The sequence below is a fragment of the Pseudomonas salomonii genome (assembly GCF_900107155.1).
Classification (GTDB): domain Bacteria; phylum Pseudomonadota; class Gammaproteobacteria; order Pseudomonadales; family Pseudomonadaceae; genus Aquipseudomonas; species Aquipseudomonas salomonii.
Genome location: NZ_FNOX01000010.1, coordinates 216,879 through 233,122, shown reverse-complemented (window position 1 = coordinate 233,122; position 16,244 = coordinate 216,879). Strand labels below are relative to the sequence as shown.

Below are 16,244 nucleotides of genomic sequence, written 5' to 3'. Positions count from 1 at the left end.
GCCTGTTTCAGCGCACATTAAGGGTGCCTGGTATCAAGTGGTATTAGAGAGGTCTTGAGTGCGCGCAGAATTGCGCAGCCCGCGCAGTGAACTGGTATTCACCGGCAGGCGCTGCCATGGGCAGGATTTTTTTTGAATTTTTTTTGACTTATTTTACGAGCGGTAGGCGATTACGGCCGAATCTCGATCAGGGTGCCGTCTTTGACCAGGTTCCACACTTCGCGCATGTCCACGTTGCGCATGCCGATGCAACCGTCGGTCCAATCCAGGGTGTGAAACCACTGTTCCGGGTATTCCTCGGTGTCGGGGGTGCCGTGGATCATGATCATGCTGCCCGGTTTCACGCCTTCGCGGCGTGCGCGGGCCGAGTCGCTGATATTGGGGTAGGAGATGTGCATGGCCAGGTTGAAGCGGTCGCTGGTCTTGCGCCAGTCGATCCAGTAGAAGCCCTCTGGCGTGCGACGGTCGCCTTCCATCAGTTTGGTGCCCTTGGGGTTTTTGCCTAGGGAAATACGGTAGGTTTTGAGCGGTTTGCCGTCATTGATCAGTTGCAACTGATGGGCGGACTTGAGCACCAGGATTTTCTCGACCGGTTTGCCGCCGAGGGTTTCCACTGTGGAGGCCCAAGACAGGCTGGCGAACCACAGGCAGATCAGAGCGAGCAACCAACGCATTAAAACGGTTTCCCTTGTAGAAGGTGCTGCCTGGAGTTATTTGGCGGGCCGCGTCATCGGCGGCACCGACTCGCTGCGCACCGGGAACAGCTGTTGCCTGCGGTCAGCGAAGAAGCATTCTAAGGTACGCCCGACCGTGCGGAAAGCCAGCTCGGACCAAGGGATGTCGGCTTCATCGAACAGCTTCACTTCAAGGCTCTCGGGGCCTGCGGCGAAGTCCAGGTCAACCAGCTCGGCGCGGTAGAAGATATGCACCTGGCTGATGTGCGGCACATCGATCAGGGTGTAGAGGCTCAGGTTGCGCACGCGGGCGCAGGCTTCTTCCAGGGTTTCGCGCATGGCAGCCTGTTCGACGGTTTCGCCGTTCTCCATAAAGCCTGCGGGCAGGGTCCAGTAACCCAGGCGCGGCTCGATGGCGCGGCGGCACAGCAGCACTTTGTCGCCCCACACCGGCACGGTGCCGGCGACGATATTGGGGTTCTGGTAGTGAATGGTCGAGCAGTGATCACACACGTAGCGCAGGCGGCCGTCGCCTTCGGGAATGCGTTGGGTAACCGGTTTACCGCACTGGCTGCAGAAATTCATGCTGGGGTTCCTGGAAAGTGCGTCTATCTTGGCGTGGCGGGCAGGGCCCTGCAAGTTGTCGTTTAGCGACACGCCAGTGGTTTTGGGGTTGGGCGCCCGCCTGCTTTGGTGCATGATGCATGGTAGCCAACAGATCGAGATGACTCATGCTGGACGAGCTACTTCGCCGGGTAAGCAATCACACCCCCCACACGTTGGAAACCGATGGGCGTTTCCCCGAGGCCGCGGTGTTGGTGCCGATTACCCGCAGCGACGAACCCGAACTGATCCTGACCCTGCGCGCCAGCGGCCTGTCGACCCACGGTGGCGAAGTGGCGTTTCCCGGCGGGCGGCGTGACCCCGAAGACCCGGACCTGATTTTTACCGCACTGCGCGAAGCCGAAGAAGAAATCGGCCTGCCGCCCGGTCTGGTGGAAGTGATCGGCCCCTTAAGTCCGTTGATTTCCCTGCACGGTATTCGGGTTACGCCCTACGTCGGTGTGATCCCCGATTACGTCGAATACCTGGCCAACGATGCCGAGATCGCCGCCGTGTTCAGCGTGCCGCTGGAGTTTTTCCGCCAGGACCCGCGCGAACACACCCACCGCATCGACTACCAGGGCCGCAGCTGGTATGTGCCCAGTTATCGGTTTGGTGAATACAAGATCTGGGGGCTGACGGCGATCATGATCGTGGAGCTGATCAACCTGCTCTATGACGACGCCCAGATCAGCCTGCACCAGCCGCCTAAAAGCTTTATCAATATCTAAGCCATCGCTTGAATGGCCAGCCGTGAGGACACACCATGAAATACCGCCTGGGCGACGCCCGCGTTGAGACGCACCCGCACAGCTGGGTGGCGCCGAATGCCACGCTGGTCGGCAAGGTCAAGCTGGAAGAGGGCGCCAACGTCTGGTTCAACGCTGTATTGCGTGGCGATAACGAGCTGATCCTGATCGGCAAGAACAGCAATGTGCAGGATGGCAGCGTGATGCACACCGACATGGGCTACCCGTTGACCCTGGGCACCGGCGTGACCATCGGCCATAACGCCATGCTGCACGGCTGCACCGTCGACGACTACAGCCTGATCGGCATCAACGCGGTGATCCTCAATGGCGCCAGGATCGGCAAACATTGCATCATCGGCGCCAATTCGCTGATTGGCGAAGGCAAGGAAATCCCCGATGGCTCGCTGGTGATGGGCTCGCCGGGCAAGGTGGTACGTGAGCTGACCGAGGCGCAGAAGCGCATGCTCGAAGCCAGCGCCGCGCACTATGTGCATAACGCGCAGCGCTATGCGCGTGACCTGGTTGAGCAGCAAGAATGAACCCGGTTGAACGCCCCGTCGCCTCGCCGTGCGTGAGCATTTGTGCGCTGGACGATGACGATATTTGTACCGGCTGCCAGCGTACGGTGGATGAGATTACGCGCTGGAGCCGCATGGACAATGCCGAGCGCCGGGTGGTGTTGGGGTTGTGCCATGAGCGGGCGATGGCGAGTGGGTTGGTGTGGATGGTTCCGGGCAAATCTGGCGCCTGACAGACCGCTTTCGCGAGCAAGCCCGCTCCCACATTTGACCGCGTATAACCTGTAGGAATGTGGTCAAAATGTGGGAGCTGGCTTGTCGGGCCGCCGCATCGCTGCGATGAGGCCCGCCCAGACGACATATTTCCAAATGTGAAGTACCCTGTGCCCCTTGCCCACAGGTCCTCGCCCCATGCTCTTCCTGATCGCCTACATCAGCAGCGTCGTGCTGATCAACTTCGCTTTCTCCACCGCCCCGCACCTGGATGTCATCTGGTCCGCCTGGGGTGGCCTGGTGTTTATCCTGCGCGACATGGTGCAAACCCGCTTCGGCCATGGCGCGATCATCGCCATGCTGGCGGCGCTGGTGCTGTCGTACATCACCTCCGACCCGTCCATCGCCCTGGCCAGCGCCACGGCGTTTGCGGTGTCCGAGTGCATCGACTGGCTGGTGTTCAGCATCACCAAGCGCCCGCTGCACGACCGCCTGTGGATAAGTTCGGCGCTGAGTATTCCCCTGGATACCTTTATCTTCTTCGGCCTGATCGGCGCGCTCACACCGGCAGTGGCCGGCACCGCGCTGGTGTCGAAATTTGCCGGGGTCACGGCGGTGTGGCTGATCATGGCCTGGCGCATGCGCAAACGGGCTGTCGCCAACTGAGGCCAATTTTTACAGTTCATGTAAAATGCCGGCCTTTCTCCCCATGATCCGCTCCCCTGAGGACCTGAGATGACCCGAATCGGAACTCCATTGTCGCCAACCGCGACCCGCGTTTTGCTGTGTGGCTGCGGTGAGCTGGGCAAGGAAGTGGTAATCGAACTGCAACGCCTGGGCGTTGAAGTGATTGCCGTGGATCGCTACGCCAACGCGCCGGCCATGCAGGTGGCGCACCGCAGCCACGTGATCAACATGCTCGACGGCGCCGCCCTGCGTGCGGTGATCGAGGCCGAAAAGCCGCATTTCATCGTGCCGGAAATCGAAGCCATCGCCACTGCAACGCTGGTGGAACTGGAAGCCGAAGGCTTCACCGTGATCCCGACCGCGCGCGCTACCTCGCTGACCATGAACCGCGAAGGCATTCGTCGCCTGGCCGCCGAAGAGCTGGACCTGCCGACCTCGCCGTACCACTTCGCCGACACCTTCGAAGACTACAACAAGGCCGTGCAAGACCTGGGCTTCCCGTGTGTGGTCAAGCCGGTGATGAGTTCGTCGGGCAAGGGCCAGAGCCTGCTGCGCAGCACTGACGACGTACAGAAGGCTTGGGATTACGCCCAGGAAGGCGGGCGTGCCGGCAAAGGTCGCGTGATCATCGAAGGCTTTATCGACTTCGACTACGAAATCACCCTGCTGACCGTGCGCCACATCGGCGGCACCACCTTCTGCGCGCCAGTGGGCCACCGTCAGGAGAAGGGCGACTACCAGGAATCCTGGCAGCCGCAAGCCATGAGCCCGATTGCCCTGGCTGAATCCGAGCGCGTTGCCAAAGCCGTGACCGAGGCGTTGGGTGGTCGCGGCCTGTTTGGCGTGGAGTTGTTCATCAAGGGCGATCAGGTGTGGTTCAGCGAAGTGTCGCCGCGCCCCCATGACACCGGTTTGGTGACCCTGATTTCTCAGGACCTGTCGCAGTTTGCGCTGCACGCGCGCGCCATCCTGGGCCTGCCGATTCCGTTGATTCGCCAGTTCGGGCCTTCGGCTTCGGCGGTGATTCTGGTGGAAGGGCAGTCGACTCAGACGGCGTTCGCCAATCTTGGCGCTGCCTTGAGCGAGCCGGACACGGCATTGCGTCTGTTTGGCAAGCCGGAAGTGAATGGTCAGCGCCGCATGGGCGTGGCGTTGGCGCGGGATGAGTCGATTGAGGCTGCTCGGGCTAAAGCGACCCGAGCTTCCAAGGCTGTTGTTGTAGAGCTGTAACCCCAACCCGATCGTTCACACGCTCTGCGTGGGAATGCAGCCCGGGACGCTCTGCGTCCCAAAGCGTGACGCGGAGCGTCACAAGAGGCATTCCCACGCGGAGCGTGGGAACGATCGGCTTCAGGCGACCTTGTTCAAATCATTATCCCGCGTCTCTTTCAGGCACAGCACAGCAATCAAGCTGAGCAACGCTGCCGCCGACACATACCCGCCGACATAACTCAGCCCACCCATCGCCACCAGCTTGGTTGCGAAAAACGGTGCAGCCGACGCGCCGACAATCCCACCGAGGTTATACGCGGCCGAAGCGCCGGTATAACGCACGCGGGTCGGAAACAGCTCCGGCAGCATGGCGCCCATCGGGGCAAACGTGATGCCCATCAGGAACAGCTCCAGCGCCAGGAACAACGCCACGGCCCAGGTTGAACCGTGGGTCAGCAAGGGCTCCATGGTGAAACCCGACAAAATCGCCAGCACCGCGCCGACGATCAGCACCGGCTTGCGCCCGTAACGATCGCTGGCCAAGGCCGCCAACGGCGTGGCCAAGCCCATGAACAGCACCGCAAAGCACAGCAAACCGAGGAACATCTCACGGCTGTAGCCCAGGGTCGAAACCCCGTAGCTCAGGGAAAACGCGGTGGTGATGTAAAACAGCGCATAGCACACCACCATCGACGCGGCGCCCAGCAATACCGGCAGCCAATGCTGGCTGAACAGCTCTACCAGCGGCACTTTCACCGGCGCCTCTTTGGCCACGGCATTGGCGAATACCGGGGTTTCATGCAGCTTGAGCCGCGCATAGAGGCCGACCATCACCAACGCTGCGCTGAGGATAAATGGAATGCGCCAGCCCCAACTGCGAAACTGTTCGTCGTTGAGGCTCATGGCCAGGATCAGGAACAGGCCGTTGGCCGCCAAAAAGCCGATCGATGGGCCCAGTTGCGGGAACATGCCAAACCAGGCGCGCTTGCCTTTGGGCGCATTCTCGGTGGCCAGCAACGCCGCGCCGCCCCATTCGCCGCCCAGGCCCAGGCCCTGGCCGAAGCGCAGCACACACAGCAGGATCGGCGCCCAGGCCCCGATGCTGTCATAACCCGGCAGCAAACCGATCAGCGTGGTGCACACGCCCATCAACAGCAGCGAGGCCACCAGCGTGGATTTGCGCCCGATGCGGTCGCCAAAGTGGCCGAACAGCGCCGAACCCAGCGGGCGGGCGATAAAGGCGATACCGAAGGTCAGAAACGACGCCAGCATCTGCGCGGTGCCGGAAGTCTGCGGAAAGAACACCGGGCCAATCACCAGTGCGGCCGCGGTGGCGTAGATATAGAAGTCGTAGAACTCGATGGCGGTGCCGACGATGCTCGCCGTGGCGACCCGTGCGGTCGAGTTGAGCGGGGCGGCGGTGGCGGCCTCGTTATAGGTGGTGCTCATTGAGGTATCCCTGACGGTCATTGCGCGTTTTTACGCGGATTTTTATTGGTCGAACACCCATGGATCAGGGTTGTAAGCGGGGCGGCTCGGGATGGGAGCAAACACCGGTCAGACACGGTAAGGCGGTGCCTGGACGCGCTGAGTGCGGGTAGCACGCGGTCGGGCGGGGCTTGGGTAAGCCGAGCCGATTATAGGAAGGGGTTTGAACATACAACAAGGGGGCTGACACGCTGCGAATCGAAATGTGGGAGCGGGCTTGCTCGCGAAAAGAGTGGGTCAGTCAGCTGATCTTTAACTGATATACCGCTTTCGCGAGCAAGCCCGCTCCCACATTGGATATATATGACGCCAGTAGGTCAGGCAGCCACCGGCACGCGGCTGGTATGCCAGATCAGCACCTTGCTCACGCGGTTGTCCTCGGTCTCGAGGATTTCCAGGCGATAGCGGCCGATTTTCAGGCACACCGCGCAGTCCGGAATAGTCTCCAGCGCCTCGGTGACCAGGCCGTTGAGGGTCTTGGGGCCGTCGCTGGGCAAGTGCCAGCCCAGGCTTTTGTTCAGTTCGCGGATCGAGGCGGCGCCGTCGATGATGTAGCGGCCATCAGGCTGGGCTTCGATGTGCGGGTTATCCACAGCCTGGTCGCTTTCAAATTCGCCGACGATTTCTTCGAGGATATCTTCCAGGGTAACGATGCCCAGCACTTCGCCGTATTCGTCCACCACCATGCCCAGGCGCCGTTGCTGTTTATGGAAGTTCAGCAACTGCAATTGCAGCGGCGTGCTCTCCGGCACGAAGTAGGGTTCGTGGCAGGCGGCGAGCAAGGCCTCTTTGGTCAGGCTGGCATCGGGCAGCAGGTGCTGGATCTGGCGAGTGTTGAGCACCGCTTGCACCTGGTTGATGTCACTGTGAAACACCGGCAGGCGCGTGCGCTGGGACGTGCGCAGTTGCTCGATGATTTCTTCGACCGAGTCATCCAGGTTGATGCCATCCACTTCACTGCGCGGCACCAGGATGTCGTTGACCGTGATGTTGTCCAGGGCGTGGATGCCGGGCAGGCCGGGCGTGCGATTGTCGTTGGCCTCGGGCTCCGGTTCGTCGTCATGCTCAGGCAACGGCTCGTCGCTCTTTTTCACCACGCCGGATTTGCGCGCGAAGGGGCGCAACAGCAACAGGCTGATGCCATTGAGCAGCCAGGCCAGTGGATAAAGGATTTTCAGCGGGACGCCCAGCAGCGTGTTACCGAAACCCAGCACGGCCTGGGGGTGACGAACGGCCAAGGCGCGGGGCAGGTAGTCGGCAAGTATCAGCAGGATGGCGCAGGAGATCAGCCAGCCGAGCCACGGGCCGTTTTGCGCCCAGGCATAGATCGCGAGCAGCGTGCACAGAATCACCACGGCCGCGCGGCACAGGCTGTTGCACAGGATCAGGCTGTTACGTGGGAAGTTCAGACGGGCGGCAGCCTTGTCCCCTTGGCGTGTGCCGGGGCGTATGGCCAGCAGGTGTTGTTGTGCGGCTTCGATGGCGGTAAACAGCGCCGCCCATAAGATCAGCAGGGCGATTACCGCGAGCATCGGCCCAAGGGGCAAGTTGTCCATTATTACTGCCCGTCAGATATGCAGGATGTATTCGCGAACCAGCTTGCTGCCGAAGTAGGCCAGCATCAGCAGGCAGAAACCGGCCAGGGTCCAGCGGATTGCCTTGTGCCCGCGCCAGCCGAGACGGTTACGCCCCCACAACAGCACGCTGAACACCACCCACGCCAGGCACGCCAGCAGGGTTTTGTGCACCAGGTGCTGGGCGAACAGGTTCTCGACGAACAGCCAGCCGGAGATCAGCGACAGCGACAGCAGCGTCCAGCCGGCCCAGAGGAAACCAAACAGCAGGCTTTCCATGGTTTGCAGCGGCGGGAAGTTCTTGATCAGCCCGGAAGGGTGCTTGTTTTTAAGCTGGTGATCCTGCAGCAGCACGAGCAAGGCCTGGAACACCGCGATGGTGAACATGCCGTAGGCCAGGATCGACAACAGGATGTGCGCAAGGATGCCCGGCTCTTCGTCGATGACCTGCACGGTGCCGGTGGGCGTGAATTGCGCCAGCAGCACGGTGAGTATTCCCAGCGGGAATAGCAGCACCAGCAGGTTTTCGACCGGGATGCGGTAGCAGGCCAGCAGCGTCAGCGCGATGACGGCAGCGGCGATCAGGCTGGCGGCACTGAAAAAGTCCAGGCCCAGGCCGACCGGCGTCATCAGGTGGTTGAACAGGCTCGCGGCGTGGGCCAGCAGGGCGACGACGCCCAGGCCTGCCAGCAGACGTTTGTCCGCTTTAGTGCCTTGGGCCAGACGAGTGCCCTGATAGAGAGTCGCAGCGGCATATAAAAGGGCGGCGGCGAGGCTGGGTAGCAAACTGGGTGACAAGGGGACCATAAATCCTGATAGACAAGCCCGAAAGGCGCTGAGTTTGGCACACACCTGCGCTGCACGAAAGACTCCCGGGCCAGACAGCGCGTGTGCAGCGGCGCAGTCTTCGCTATAATCCGCGACCTGCCCACGTCACAGGCGTGCTGAGCGCTGTTTTTAACAGCGGTTTACCACAGCCTGGGCCGCCATTACCTCGGTCACCACTGCATTTCGATGAATAGGGCCTGAAAGGATCGCGCATGTTTGAAAACTTGACTGACCGTCTCTCGCAGACGCTGCGCCATGTCACCGGCAAGGCCAAGCTGACCGAGGACAATATTAAAGACACCCTGCGTGAAGTGCGCATGGCGTTGCTGGAAGCCGACGTGGCCTTGCCTGTGGTCAAGGACTTCGTCAACTCGGTCAAAGAGCGCGCTGTGGGCACCGAAGTGTCCCGCAGCCTGACGCCGGGCCAGGCTTTTGTGAAGATCGTCCAGGCCGAACTCGAAAGCCTGATGGGCGCAGCCAACGAAGATCTGAACCTCAGCGCCGTGCCACCGGCCGTCGTGCTGATGGCCGGTCTGCAGGGTGCGGGTAAAACCACCACCGCCGGCAAGCTGGCGCGCTTCCTTAAAGAGCGCAAGAAAAAGTCGGTAATGGTTGTGTCGGCGGACGTGTACCGTCCGGCTGCGATCAAACAGCTGGAAATGCTCGCGGGCGAAGTGGGGGTGACCTTCTTCCCGTCCGACCTGAGCCAGAAGCCGGTCGACATCGCCAACGCGGCTATTAAAGAAGCCAAGCTCAAATTCATCGACGTGGTTATCGTCGATACCGCCGGTCGCCTGCACATCGATGAAGAGATGATGGGCGAGATCAAGGCGCTGCATGCCGCGATCAACCCGGTCGAGACGCTGTTCGTGGTCGACGCCATGACCGGCCAGGATGCGGCCAACACCGCCAAGGCTTTCGGCGACGCACTGCCGCTGACCGGCGTGATCCTGACCAAGGTCGACGGTGACGCCCGTGGCGGTGCTGCGCTGTCGGTACGCGCCATCACCGGCAAGCCGATCAAGTTCATCGGTATGGGCGAGAAGAGCGAAGCGCTCGAACCGTTCCACCCGGAGCGTATCGCCTCACGCATTCTCGGCATGGGCGACGTGCTCAGCCTGATCGAGCAGGCCGAAGCCACGCTCGACAAGGACAAGGCCGACAAGCTGGCCAAGAAGCTGAAGAAGGGCAAGGGCTTCGACCTCGAAGACTTCCGTGACCAGCTGCAACAGATGAAGAACATGGGCGGCCTCGGCGGCCTGATGGACAAGCTGCCGAACATCGGCGGTGTGAACCTGGCGCAAATGGGCAACGCCCAGGGCGCGGCAGAGAAGCAGTTCAAGCAGATGGAAGCCATCATCAACTCCATGACCCCGGCCGAGCGCCGCGACCCTGAGCTGATCAGCGGTTCGCGCAAACGCCGGATCGCCATGGGTTCCGGCACCCAGGTGCAGGACATCGGTCGCTTGATCAAGCAGCACAAGCAGATGCAGAAGATGATGAAGAAATTCTCCGCCAAAGGCGGAATGGCCAAGATGATGCGCGGCATGGGCGGTATGTTGCCCGGCGGCGGCATGCCGAAAATGTAAAGAATTCGAGCGCAAGTCTGCTTGCGCTCCGCCCCACAAGGACGTGGGATCTCCAGCAAACCCGCGGTTAGCGGGAGCTGACTCGCCGTTTTAACCGACGGCTCTATAGCAGATCTGAGTGGCACGCTGATAGGCGCCAGAAAAAGACATTTGCAAAAGTCCGGATATTCCTTAGAATATGCGGCCTTTCGGGCACCTATGCCCGCTGTGCATTTAGATTTGCAGCACCGACTACAGGAACGATGTTCACATGCTAACAATCCGTCTTGCCCTTGGCGGCTCCAAAAAGCGCCCGTTTTACCACTTGACCGTAACCGACAGCCGCAACCCGCGCGACGGTTCGCACAAGGAACAGGTTGGTTTCTTCAACCCTGTTGCTCGTGGTCAAGAAGTTCGTCTGTCCGTGAACCAAGAGCGCGTAGCCTACTGGCTGAGCGTTGGCGCACAGCCATCCGAGCGCGTTGCAAAACTGTTGAAGGACTCGGCTAAGGCCGCAGCCTGAGCAATATGAACGCGACGCCAGCTGTTGCTGATGATTTGATCGTTATCGGCAAGATTTACTCTGTTCATGGCGTTCGCGGCGAAGTGAAGGTGTATTCCTTTACTGATCCGACTGAAAACCTGTTGCAGTACAAAACCTGGACGCTCAAGCGCGAAGGTAGTGTGAAACAGGTCGAGCTGGTCAGTGGACGCGGGAGCGATAAGTTCCTGGTCGCAAAGCTCAAGGGTCTTGATGACCGTGAAGAAGCTCGTCTTCTGGCCGGTTATGAGATCTGCGTGCCGCGCAACCTGTTCCCTGAATTGACCGACGGCGAGTACTACTGGTACCAGCTGGAAGGTCTGAAGGTTATTGATCAACTGGGGCAATTGCTCGGGAAAATCGATCATCTTCTGGAAACCGGCGCCAATGATGTAATGGTGGTCAAGCCTTGCGCTGGCAGCCTGGATGATCGCGAACGCCTGTTGCCTTATACCGGGCAATGCGTGTTGGCCGTCGACCTGGCCGCGGGCGAGATGAAGGTGGAATGGGACGCGGACTTCTAAGCGTGGCTAATTTGCGCATTGAAGTGATCAGTTTGTTTCCCGAGATGTTCTCCGCCATCAGCGAGTACGGCATCACCAGTCGGGCGGTGAAACAGGGGCTGTTGCAGCTGACCTGTTGGAACCCGCGAGACTACACGACGGATCGACATCACACTGTGGACGATCGCCCATTTGGCGGTGGCCCGGGCATGGTGATGAAGATCAAGCCCCTGGAAGATGCGTTGGTCGAGGCCAAGGCAGCCGCCGGGGAGAAGGCGAAGGTAATTTACCTGTCCCCTCAAGGCCGTCAGCTGAAACAGGCTGGCGTGCGCGAACTGGCGAATGAGGAGGCCTTAATCCTGATTGCCGGTCGCTATGAAGGCATTGACGAGCGTTTTATTGAAGCGCATGTCGATGAAGAGTGGTCGATTGGGGACTATGTCCTGTCTGGCGGCGAGCTGCCGGCGATGGTCCTGATAGATGCGGTTACACGACTGCTGCCTGGAGCTTTAGGGCATGCGGACTCTGCGGAGGAAGATTCCTTCACGGATGGTTTGCTGGATTGCCCGCACTACACCCGACCGGAGGTGTATGCGGATCAGCGTGTTCCCGACGTATTGCTAAGTGGCAATCACGCACACATCCGGCGTTGGCGTTTACAGCAGTCCCTTGGTCGGACCTATGAACGACGCGCCGATCTTCTGGAAAGCCGCTCGCTTTCTGGAGAAGAGAAGAAGCTGCTCGAGGAATACATCCTCGCGCGGGACGATAGTTAACAACGTATCGATGGTAGGTCCATTGACTTACCTTAGGAGCACAGCATGACTAACAAAATCATCCTTGCACTCGAAGCAGAGCAGATGACCAAAGAGATCCCTACCTTTGCCCCGGGCGACACTATTGTCGTTCAGGTGAAAGTGAAGGAAGGCGACCGTTCGCGTCTGCAAGCGTTCGAAGGCGTGGTAATCGCCAAGCGTAACCGTGGTGTGAACAGTGCTTTCACTGTTCGTAAAATCTCCAACGGTGTTGGCGTAGAGCGTACTTTCCAGACCTACAGCCCGCAAATCGACAGCATGGCCGTTAAGCGTCGCGGTGACGTACGTAAAGCCAAGCTGTACTACCTGCGTGACCTGTCCGGTAAAGCAGCTCGCATCAAGGAAAAACTGGCTTAAGTCCAGCTTCCCGATGCAGAAAAAAGCAGCCTGCGGGCTGCTTTTTTGTGCCTGAAATTTGTCTATTTGCCGGTATTTGGCCATGACCACCCGCCTCGAAGAAATCCAGCGACGCACTGACCTGTCCGTGACCCACGTGACCAAAGCCGTGTTCCCGCCGACCACCAACCACCACAACACGCTGTTCGGCGGCACTGCGCTGGCGTGGATGGATGAAGTGTCTTTCATCACCGCCACGCGCTTTTGCCGCTTGCCGCTGGTGACGGTGTCCACCGACCGTATCGACTTCAATCACGCGATCCCCGCCGGCTCCATCGTCGAGCTGATCGGCCGCGTAATCAAAGTGGGCAACACCAGCCTTAAGGTCGAGGTTGAAGTGTTCGTCGAGAGCATGAGTGCCGATGGCCGTGAAAAGGCGATCCAGGGCGTGTTCAGTTTTGTCGCGATTGATGCCGACAAACGCCCTGTGCCGGTGCTGCCTGGGTATGTGGACTGATCCGAGACTGCTATCGCAGGCAGTTCCCACATTTAATCGGTGTTGATCATGCTATCAGGCAAAAACACAAAACCCATGTGGGAGCTGGCTTGCCTGCGATAGGATCTACCAAACACTCCAGTCATCAACCTGAGCCTCTATGCCCGCCATCGACCACCCTCTGATTGACCGCTTCCTCGACGCCCTGTGGCTGGAAAAAGGCCTGTCGGACAACACCCGGCAGGCCTATCGCAGCGACCTGGCTTTGTTCAATGGCTGGTTGCAGGAGAAAAACCTCGAGCTGATCAATGCCGGCCGTGAGTTGATCCTCGATCACCTGGCCTGGCGTTTGGAACAGAACTACAAGCCGCGTTCCACGGCGCGATTTCTTTCGGGTGTGCGTGGGTTTTATCGCTATTTGCTGCGCGAAAAGCAGATTTCCGTCGACCCGACCCTGCAAATCGATATGCCTCAGCTCGGTAGGCCCTTGCCTAAATCCTTATCGGAAGCTGACGTGGACGCCTTGCTCGCCGCGCCCGATCTGAGCGAAGCCATCGGCCAGCGCGACCGCGCCATGCTGGAAGTCTTGTATGCCTGCGGCCTGCGCGTGACCGAGCTGATCAGCCTGACCCTGGAGCAAGTCAACCTGCGCCAGGGCGTGCTGCGCGTGATGGGTAAGGGCAGCAAGGAACGACTGGTGCCGATGGGCGAGGAGGCGATTGTGTGGGTGGAGCGCTATATGCGTGACGCCCGCAATGAGCTGCTCGGCGGGCGGCCCAGTGATGTGTTGTTCCCCAGCCTGCGCGGCGAGCAGATGACCCGCCAGACCTTCTGGCACCGTATCAAGCACCAGGCCAAAGTTGCCGGGATCGGCAAGGCGCTGTCGCCGCATACCTTGCGTCATGCATTCGCCACGCATTTGCTCAACCACGGCGCGGATTTGCGCGTGGTGCAAATGCTGCTGGGGCACAGCGACTTATCCACAACCCAGATCTACACCCACGTGGCACGCGCACGCTTGCAGGAAATGCACGCCAAGCACCACCCGCGCGGATAAAATCACCTCGGAAAAAACCCAATTTGCCCGTTGAAGCCTGCCCTTGGGCCCAACTGTGGTAGGCTTTGCCGGTTAGCAAAGGGGACGGCCACTGCCCGCGTTTCCAAGCGGTGTTCCACAGCCGTCCCTGCATCTGCCTTCAGGAGTTCCCATGCGCTTGACCCAGATTATTGCCGCCGCAGCGATTGCGTTGGTTTCCACCTTTGTTGTCGCCGATGACGCCGCCGAGCAAACCATTCGCAAGAGCCTGGCCAACCTGCAGCTCGACACCCCGATCGAAAGCATCAGCGCCAGCCCCATGGCCGGCCTGTATGAAGTCAAGCTCAAGGGCAGCCGTGTGCTGTACGCCAGCGCCGATGGCCAGTACATCGTTCAGGGCTACCTGTTCCAGCTTAAAGACGGCAAGCCGGTCAACCTGACCGAGAAAGCCGAGCGCCTGGGCGTGTCCAAGCTGATCAACGGCATTCCGGTGGCTGAAACCGTTGTGTACCCGGCCATTGGCGAGACCAAGACCCACATTACCGTGTTCACCGACACCACGTGCCCGTACTGCCACAAGCTGCACGCCGAAGTGCCTGCGCTGAACAAGGCCGGTATCGAAGTGCGCTACGTCGCATTCCCGCGCCAGGGCCTGGGTTCGCCGGGTGACGAGCAGCTGCAAGCCGTATGGTGTTCGGCCGACAAGAAATCGGCCATGGACAAAATGGTCGATGGCAAGGAAATCAAGGCAGCCAAATGTGCCAACCCGGTTTCCAAGCAGTTCGCCCTCGGCCAGTCGATTGGCGTGAACGGTACACCGGCCATCGTTTTGGCTGACGGTCAGGTGATTCCGGGCTACCAGCCGGCACCACAAGTTGCCAAACTGGCGCTCAGTGCCAAGTAAACCAGCATCGTCGAACCTTTGACGATCATGGCCCGCCGACCGTTCGACGGGCCATCAAATTGAAAGCCGCAGTTGTGCGGCTGTTTTCCACGGCCGACCTAGCGTCGGCCGTTTCATGGGGAGTTCTTCAGTGAAACCGGTCAAAGTAGGCATCTGTGGGTTAGGGACCGTCGGTGGCGGCACCTTCAACGTACTTCAGCGTAATGCTGAAGAAATTTCCCGCCGTGCAGGGCGTGGGATTGAAGTGGCGCAAATTGCCACGCGTACGCCAAAGCCTCAGTTCCAAACGACCGGTATTGCGATTACCAACGATGTCTTCGCCGTGGCCACCAACCCTGAAATCGATATCGTCATCGAGTTGGTCGGCGGCTATACCGTGGCCCGTGACCTGGTACTGCTGGCCATCGAGAATGGCAAGCACGTGGTCACCGCCAACAAGGCGTTGATCGCCGTGCACGGCAACGAGATTTTTGCCAAGGCGCGCGAGAAGGGCGTGATCGTCGCATTCGAAGCCGCCGTGGCCGGTGGCATCCCGGTGATCAAGGCGATCCGTGAAGGCCTGTCCGCCAACCGTATCAACTGGGTGGCCGGCATCATCAACGGCACCGGCAACTTCATCCTCACCGAAATGCGCGAGAAGGGCCGCACCTTCGAAGACGTGCTGGCCGAAGCCCAAGCCCTGGGTTACGCCGAAGCCGACCCGACCTTCGACGTGGAAGGTATCGACGCAGCGCACAAGCTGACCATTTTGGCGTCCATCGCCTTTGGTATTCCGCTGCAGTTCGACAAGGCCTACACCGAAGGCATCACCAAGCTGACCACCGCCGACGTGAACTACGCCGAAGCCCTGGGCTACCGCATCAAGCACCTCGGTGTGGCGCGCAGCACCCCGGCCGGTATCGAGTTGCGTGTACACCCGACGCTGATCCCGGCCGACCGCCTGATCGCCAACGTCAATGGCGTGATGAACGCCGTGATGGTCAACGGTGACGCCGCAGGTTCCACCTTGTTCTACGGCGCCGGCGCCGGCATGGAGCCGACCGCTTCGTCGGTGATTGCCGACCTGGTGGACGTGGTTCGCGCCATGACCAGCGACCCGGAAAACCGCGTGCCGCACCTGGCCTTCCAGCCGGATTCGCTGTCGGCCCACCCGATCCTGCCGATCGAAGCCTGCGAAAGCGCCTACTACCTGCGCATTCAGGCCAAGGACCATCCAGGCGTGTTGGCCCAGGTGGCCAGCATCCTCTCGGAGCGCGGCATCAACATCGAGTCGATCATGCAGAAGGAAGTCGAGGAACAAGACGGCCTGGTGCCGATGATCCTGCTGACCCACCGCGTGCTCGAGCAGCACATCAACGATGCCATCGCCGCGCTTGAAGCGTTGCAGGGCGTGGTTGGGCCGGTGGTGCGCATCCGTGTTGAACACCTGAACTAATCGTTTAGCGGCAGGGGCCCCACAGGTTCGGCGGCCCTTGTTCAGAATGCTCTAGAGGAGC

At 60.3% G+C, this 16,244-nt stretch carries 19 protein-coding genes; 14 read left to right on the top strand and 5 right to left on the bottom strand.

Translation table 11 applies throughout. The features are described from left to right. Positions 1 to 170 precede the first annotated feature (170 nt). Both BLV67_RS23005 and BLV67_RS23000 read right to left on the bottom strand, forming a co-directional pair. Positions 171 to 674 (bottom strand): L,D-transpeptidase family protein, encoded by a 504-nt coding sequence (locus BLV67_RS23005; RefSeq protein ID WP_069788179.1) that lies wholly within the window; start codon positions 672 to 674, stop codon positions 171 to 173. Between the two features lie 36 nt (positions 675 to 710). Continuing rightward, the gene (locus tag BLV67_RS23000; RefSeq protein ID WP_065930386.1) at positions 711 to 1,259 is read right to left on the bottom strand and encodes an NUDIX hydrolase; all 549 of its coding nucleotides are present in this window, start codon (positions 1,257 to 1,259) and stop codon (positions 711 to 713) included. A 146-nt stretch (positions 1,260 to 1,405) separates the two neighbouring features. Between BLV67_RS23000 and BLV67_RS22995 the strand changes: the two genes are divergently transcribed. The 5 genes from BLV67_RS22995 to purT all read left to right on the top strand — a co-directional run bounded on the left by BLV67_RS22995 (position 1,406) and on the right by purT (position 4,677). Further along, the gene (locus BLV67_RS22995) at positions 1,406 to 2,008 is read left to right on the top strand and encodes a CoA pyrophosphatase (protein ID WP_056858702.1); all 603 of its coding nucleotides are present in this window, start codon (positions 1,406 to 1,408) and stop codon (positions 2,006 to 2,008) included. A gap of 35 nt (positions 2,009 to 2,043) precedes the next feature. Then, the gene (locus tag BLV67_RS22990; protein WP_065930387.1) at positions 2,044 to 2,568 is read left to right on the top strand and encodes a gamma carbonic anhydrase family protein; all 525 of its coding nucleotides are present in this window, start codon (positions 2,044 to 2,046) and stop codon (positions 2,566 to 2,568) included. Then, the gene (locus tag BLV67_RS22985; RefSeq protein ID WP_058422692.1) at positions 2,565 to 2,780 is read left to right on the top strand and encodes a DUF1289 domain-containing protein; all 216 of its coding nucleotides are present in this window, start codon (positions 2,565 to 2,567) and stop codon (positions 2,778 to 2,780) included. Before BLV67_RS22990 ends, BLV67_RS22985 begins: the two co-directional genes overlap by 4 nt. Before the next feature lie 178 nt (positions 2,781 to 2,958). Beyond that, on the top strand, positions 2,959 to 3,426 hold the full coding sequence (locus BLV67_RS22980) for a VUT family protein (RefSeq protein WP_065930388.1): 468 nt from the start codon (positions 2,959 to 2,961) through the stop codon (positions 3,424 to 3,426). 69 nt (positions 3,427 to 3,495) lie between these two features. Then, positions 3,496 to 4,677, top strand: a complete 1,182-nt coding sequence (purT, locus tag BLV67_RS22975) for a formate-dependent phosphoribosylglycinamide formyltransferase (RefSeq protein ID WP_069788178.1) — start codon at positions 3,496 to 3,498, stop codon at positions 4,675 to 4,677. A gap of 120 nt (positions 4,678 to 4,797) precedes the next feature. On the opposite strand, the gene BLV67_RS22970 is transcribed toward purT, so the two are convergent. From BLV67_RS22970 to BLV67_RS22960, 3 genes are all read right to left on the bottom strand, one after another. Continuing rightward, on the bottom strand, positions 4,798 to 6,108 hold the full coding sequence (locus BLV67_RS22970) for an MFS transporter (RefSeq protein WP_065930390.1): 1,311 nt from the start codon (positions 6,106 to 6,108) through the stop codon (positions 4,798 to 4,800). 356 nt (positions 6,109 to 6,464) lie between these two features. Next, positions 6,465 to 7,703 carry a transporter associated domain-containing protein gene (locus BLV67_RS22965; RefSeq protein WP_056858697.1) on the bottom strand — a complete coding sequence of 413 codons (1,239 nt, stop codon included), beginning with the start codon at positions 7,701 to 7,703 and terminating at the stop codon, positions 6,465 to 6,467. A 12-nt stretch (positions 7,704 to 7,715) separates the two neighbouring features. Next, positions 7,716 to 8,528: a cytochrome C assembly family protein gene (locus tag BLV67_RS22960; RefSeq protein WP_065930391.1), complete on the bottom strand. Its 813-nt coding sequence runs from the start codon at positions 8,526 to 8,528 to the stop codon at positions 7,716 to 7,718. A gap of 233 nt (positions 8,529 to 8,761) precedes the next feature. On the opposite strand from BLV67_RS22960, the gene ffh reads away from it, so the two are divergent. From ffh to BLV67_RS22915, 9 genes are all read left to right on the top strand, one after another. Beyond that, the gene (gene ffh / locus BLV67_RS22955) at positions 8,762 to 10,138 is read left to right on the top strand and encodes a signal recognition particle protein (RefSeq protein WP_003193965.1); all 1,377 of its coding nucleotides are present in this window, start codon (positions 8,762 to 8,764) and stop codon (positions 10,136 to 10,138) included. A gap of 250 nt (positions 10,139 to 10,388) precedes the next feature. Further along, a complete protein-coding gene (rpsP, locus tag BLV67_RS22950; protein WP_003175899.1) occupies positions 10,389 to 10,640 on the top strand; it encodes a 30S ribosomal protein S16 in 252 nt (83 codons plus the stop codon). A 5-nt stretch (positions 10,641 to 10,645) separates the two neighbouring features. Next, a complete protein-coding gene (gene rimM, locus BLV67_RS22945) occupies positions 10,646 to 11,182 on the top strand; it encodes a ribosome maturation factor RimM (RefSeq protein ID WP_056858695.1) in 537 nt (178 codons plus the stop codon). Further along, entirely contained in the window at positions 11,164 to 11,937 is a 774-nt protein-coding gene (gene trmD / locus BLV67_RS22940; RefSeq protein WP_170875847.1) for a tRNA (guanosine(37)-N1)-methyltransferase TrmD, read from the top strand. The genes rimM and trmD overlap by 19 nt, the downstream gene beginning before the upstream one ends. 45 nt (positions 11,938 to 11,982) lie before the next feature. Beyond that, on the top strand, positions 11,983 to 12,333 hold the full coding sequence (gene rplS / locus BLV67_RS22935; protein WP_003175895.1) for a 50S ribosomal protein L19: 351 nt from the start codon (positions 11,983 to 11,985) through the stop codon (positions 12,331 to 12,333). A gap of 82 nt (positions 12,334 to 12,415) precedes the next feature. Then, the gene (locus BLV67_RS22930) at positions 12,416 to 12,829 is read left to right on the top strand and encodes an acyl-CoA thioesterase (RefSeq protein WP_069788177.1); all 414 of its coding nucleotides are present in this window, start codon (positions 12,416 to 12,418) and stop codon (positions 12,827 to 12,829) included. Positions 12,830 to 12,968: 139 nt separating this feature from the next. Then, positions 12,969 to 13,865, top strand: coding sequence for a site-specific tyrosine recombinase XerD (xerD, locus tag BLV67_RS22925; RefSeq protein WP_069788176.1), 897 nt, complete (start codon positions 12,969 to 12,971; stop codon positions 13,863 to 13,865). A 151-nt stretch (positions 13,866 to 14,016) separates the two neighbouring features. Beyond that, a complete protein-coding gene (locus tag BLV67_RS22920; protein WP_058422696.1) occupies positions 14,017 to 14,748 on the top strand; it encodes a thioredoxin fold domain-containing protein in 732 nt (243 codons plus the stop codon). A gap of 130 nt (positions 14,749 to 14,878) precedes the next feature. Then, positions 14,879 to 16,183 (top strand): homoserine dehydrogenase, encoded by a 1,305-nt coding sequence (locus BLV67_RS22915; RefSeq protein ID WP_056858691.1) that lies wholly within the window; start codon positions 14,879 to 14,881, stop codon positions 16,181 to 16,183. Positions 16,184 to 16,244 lie beyond the last annotated feature (61 nt).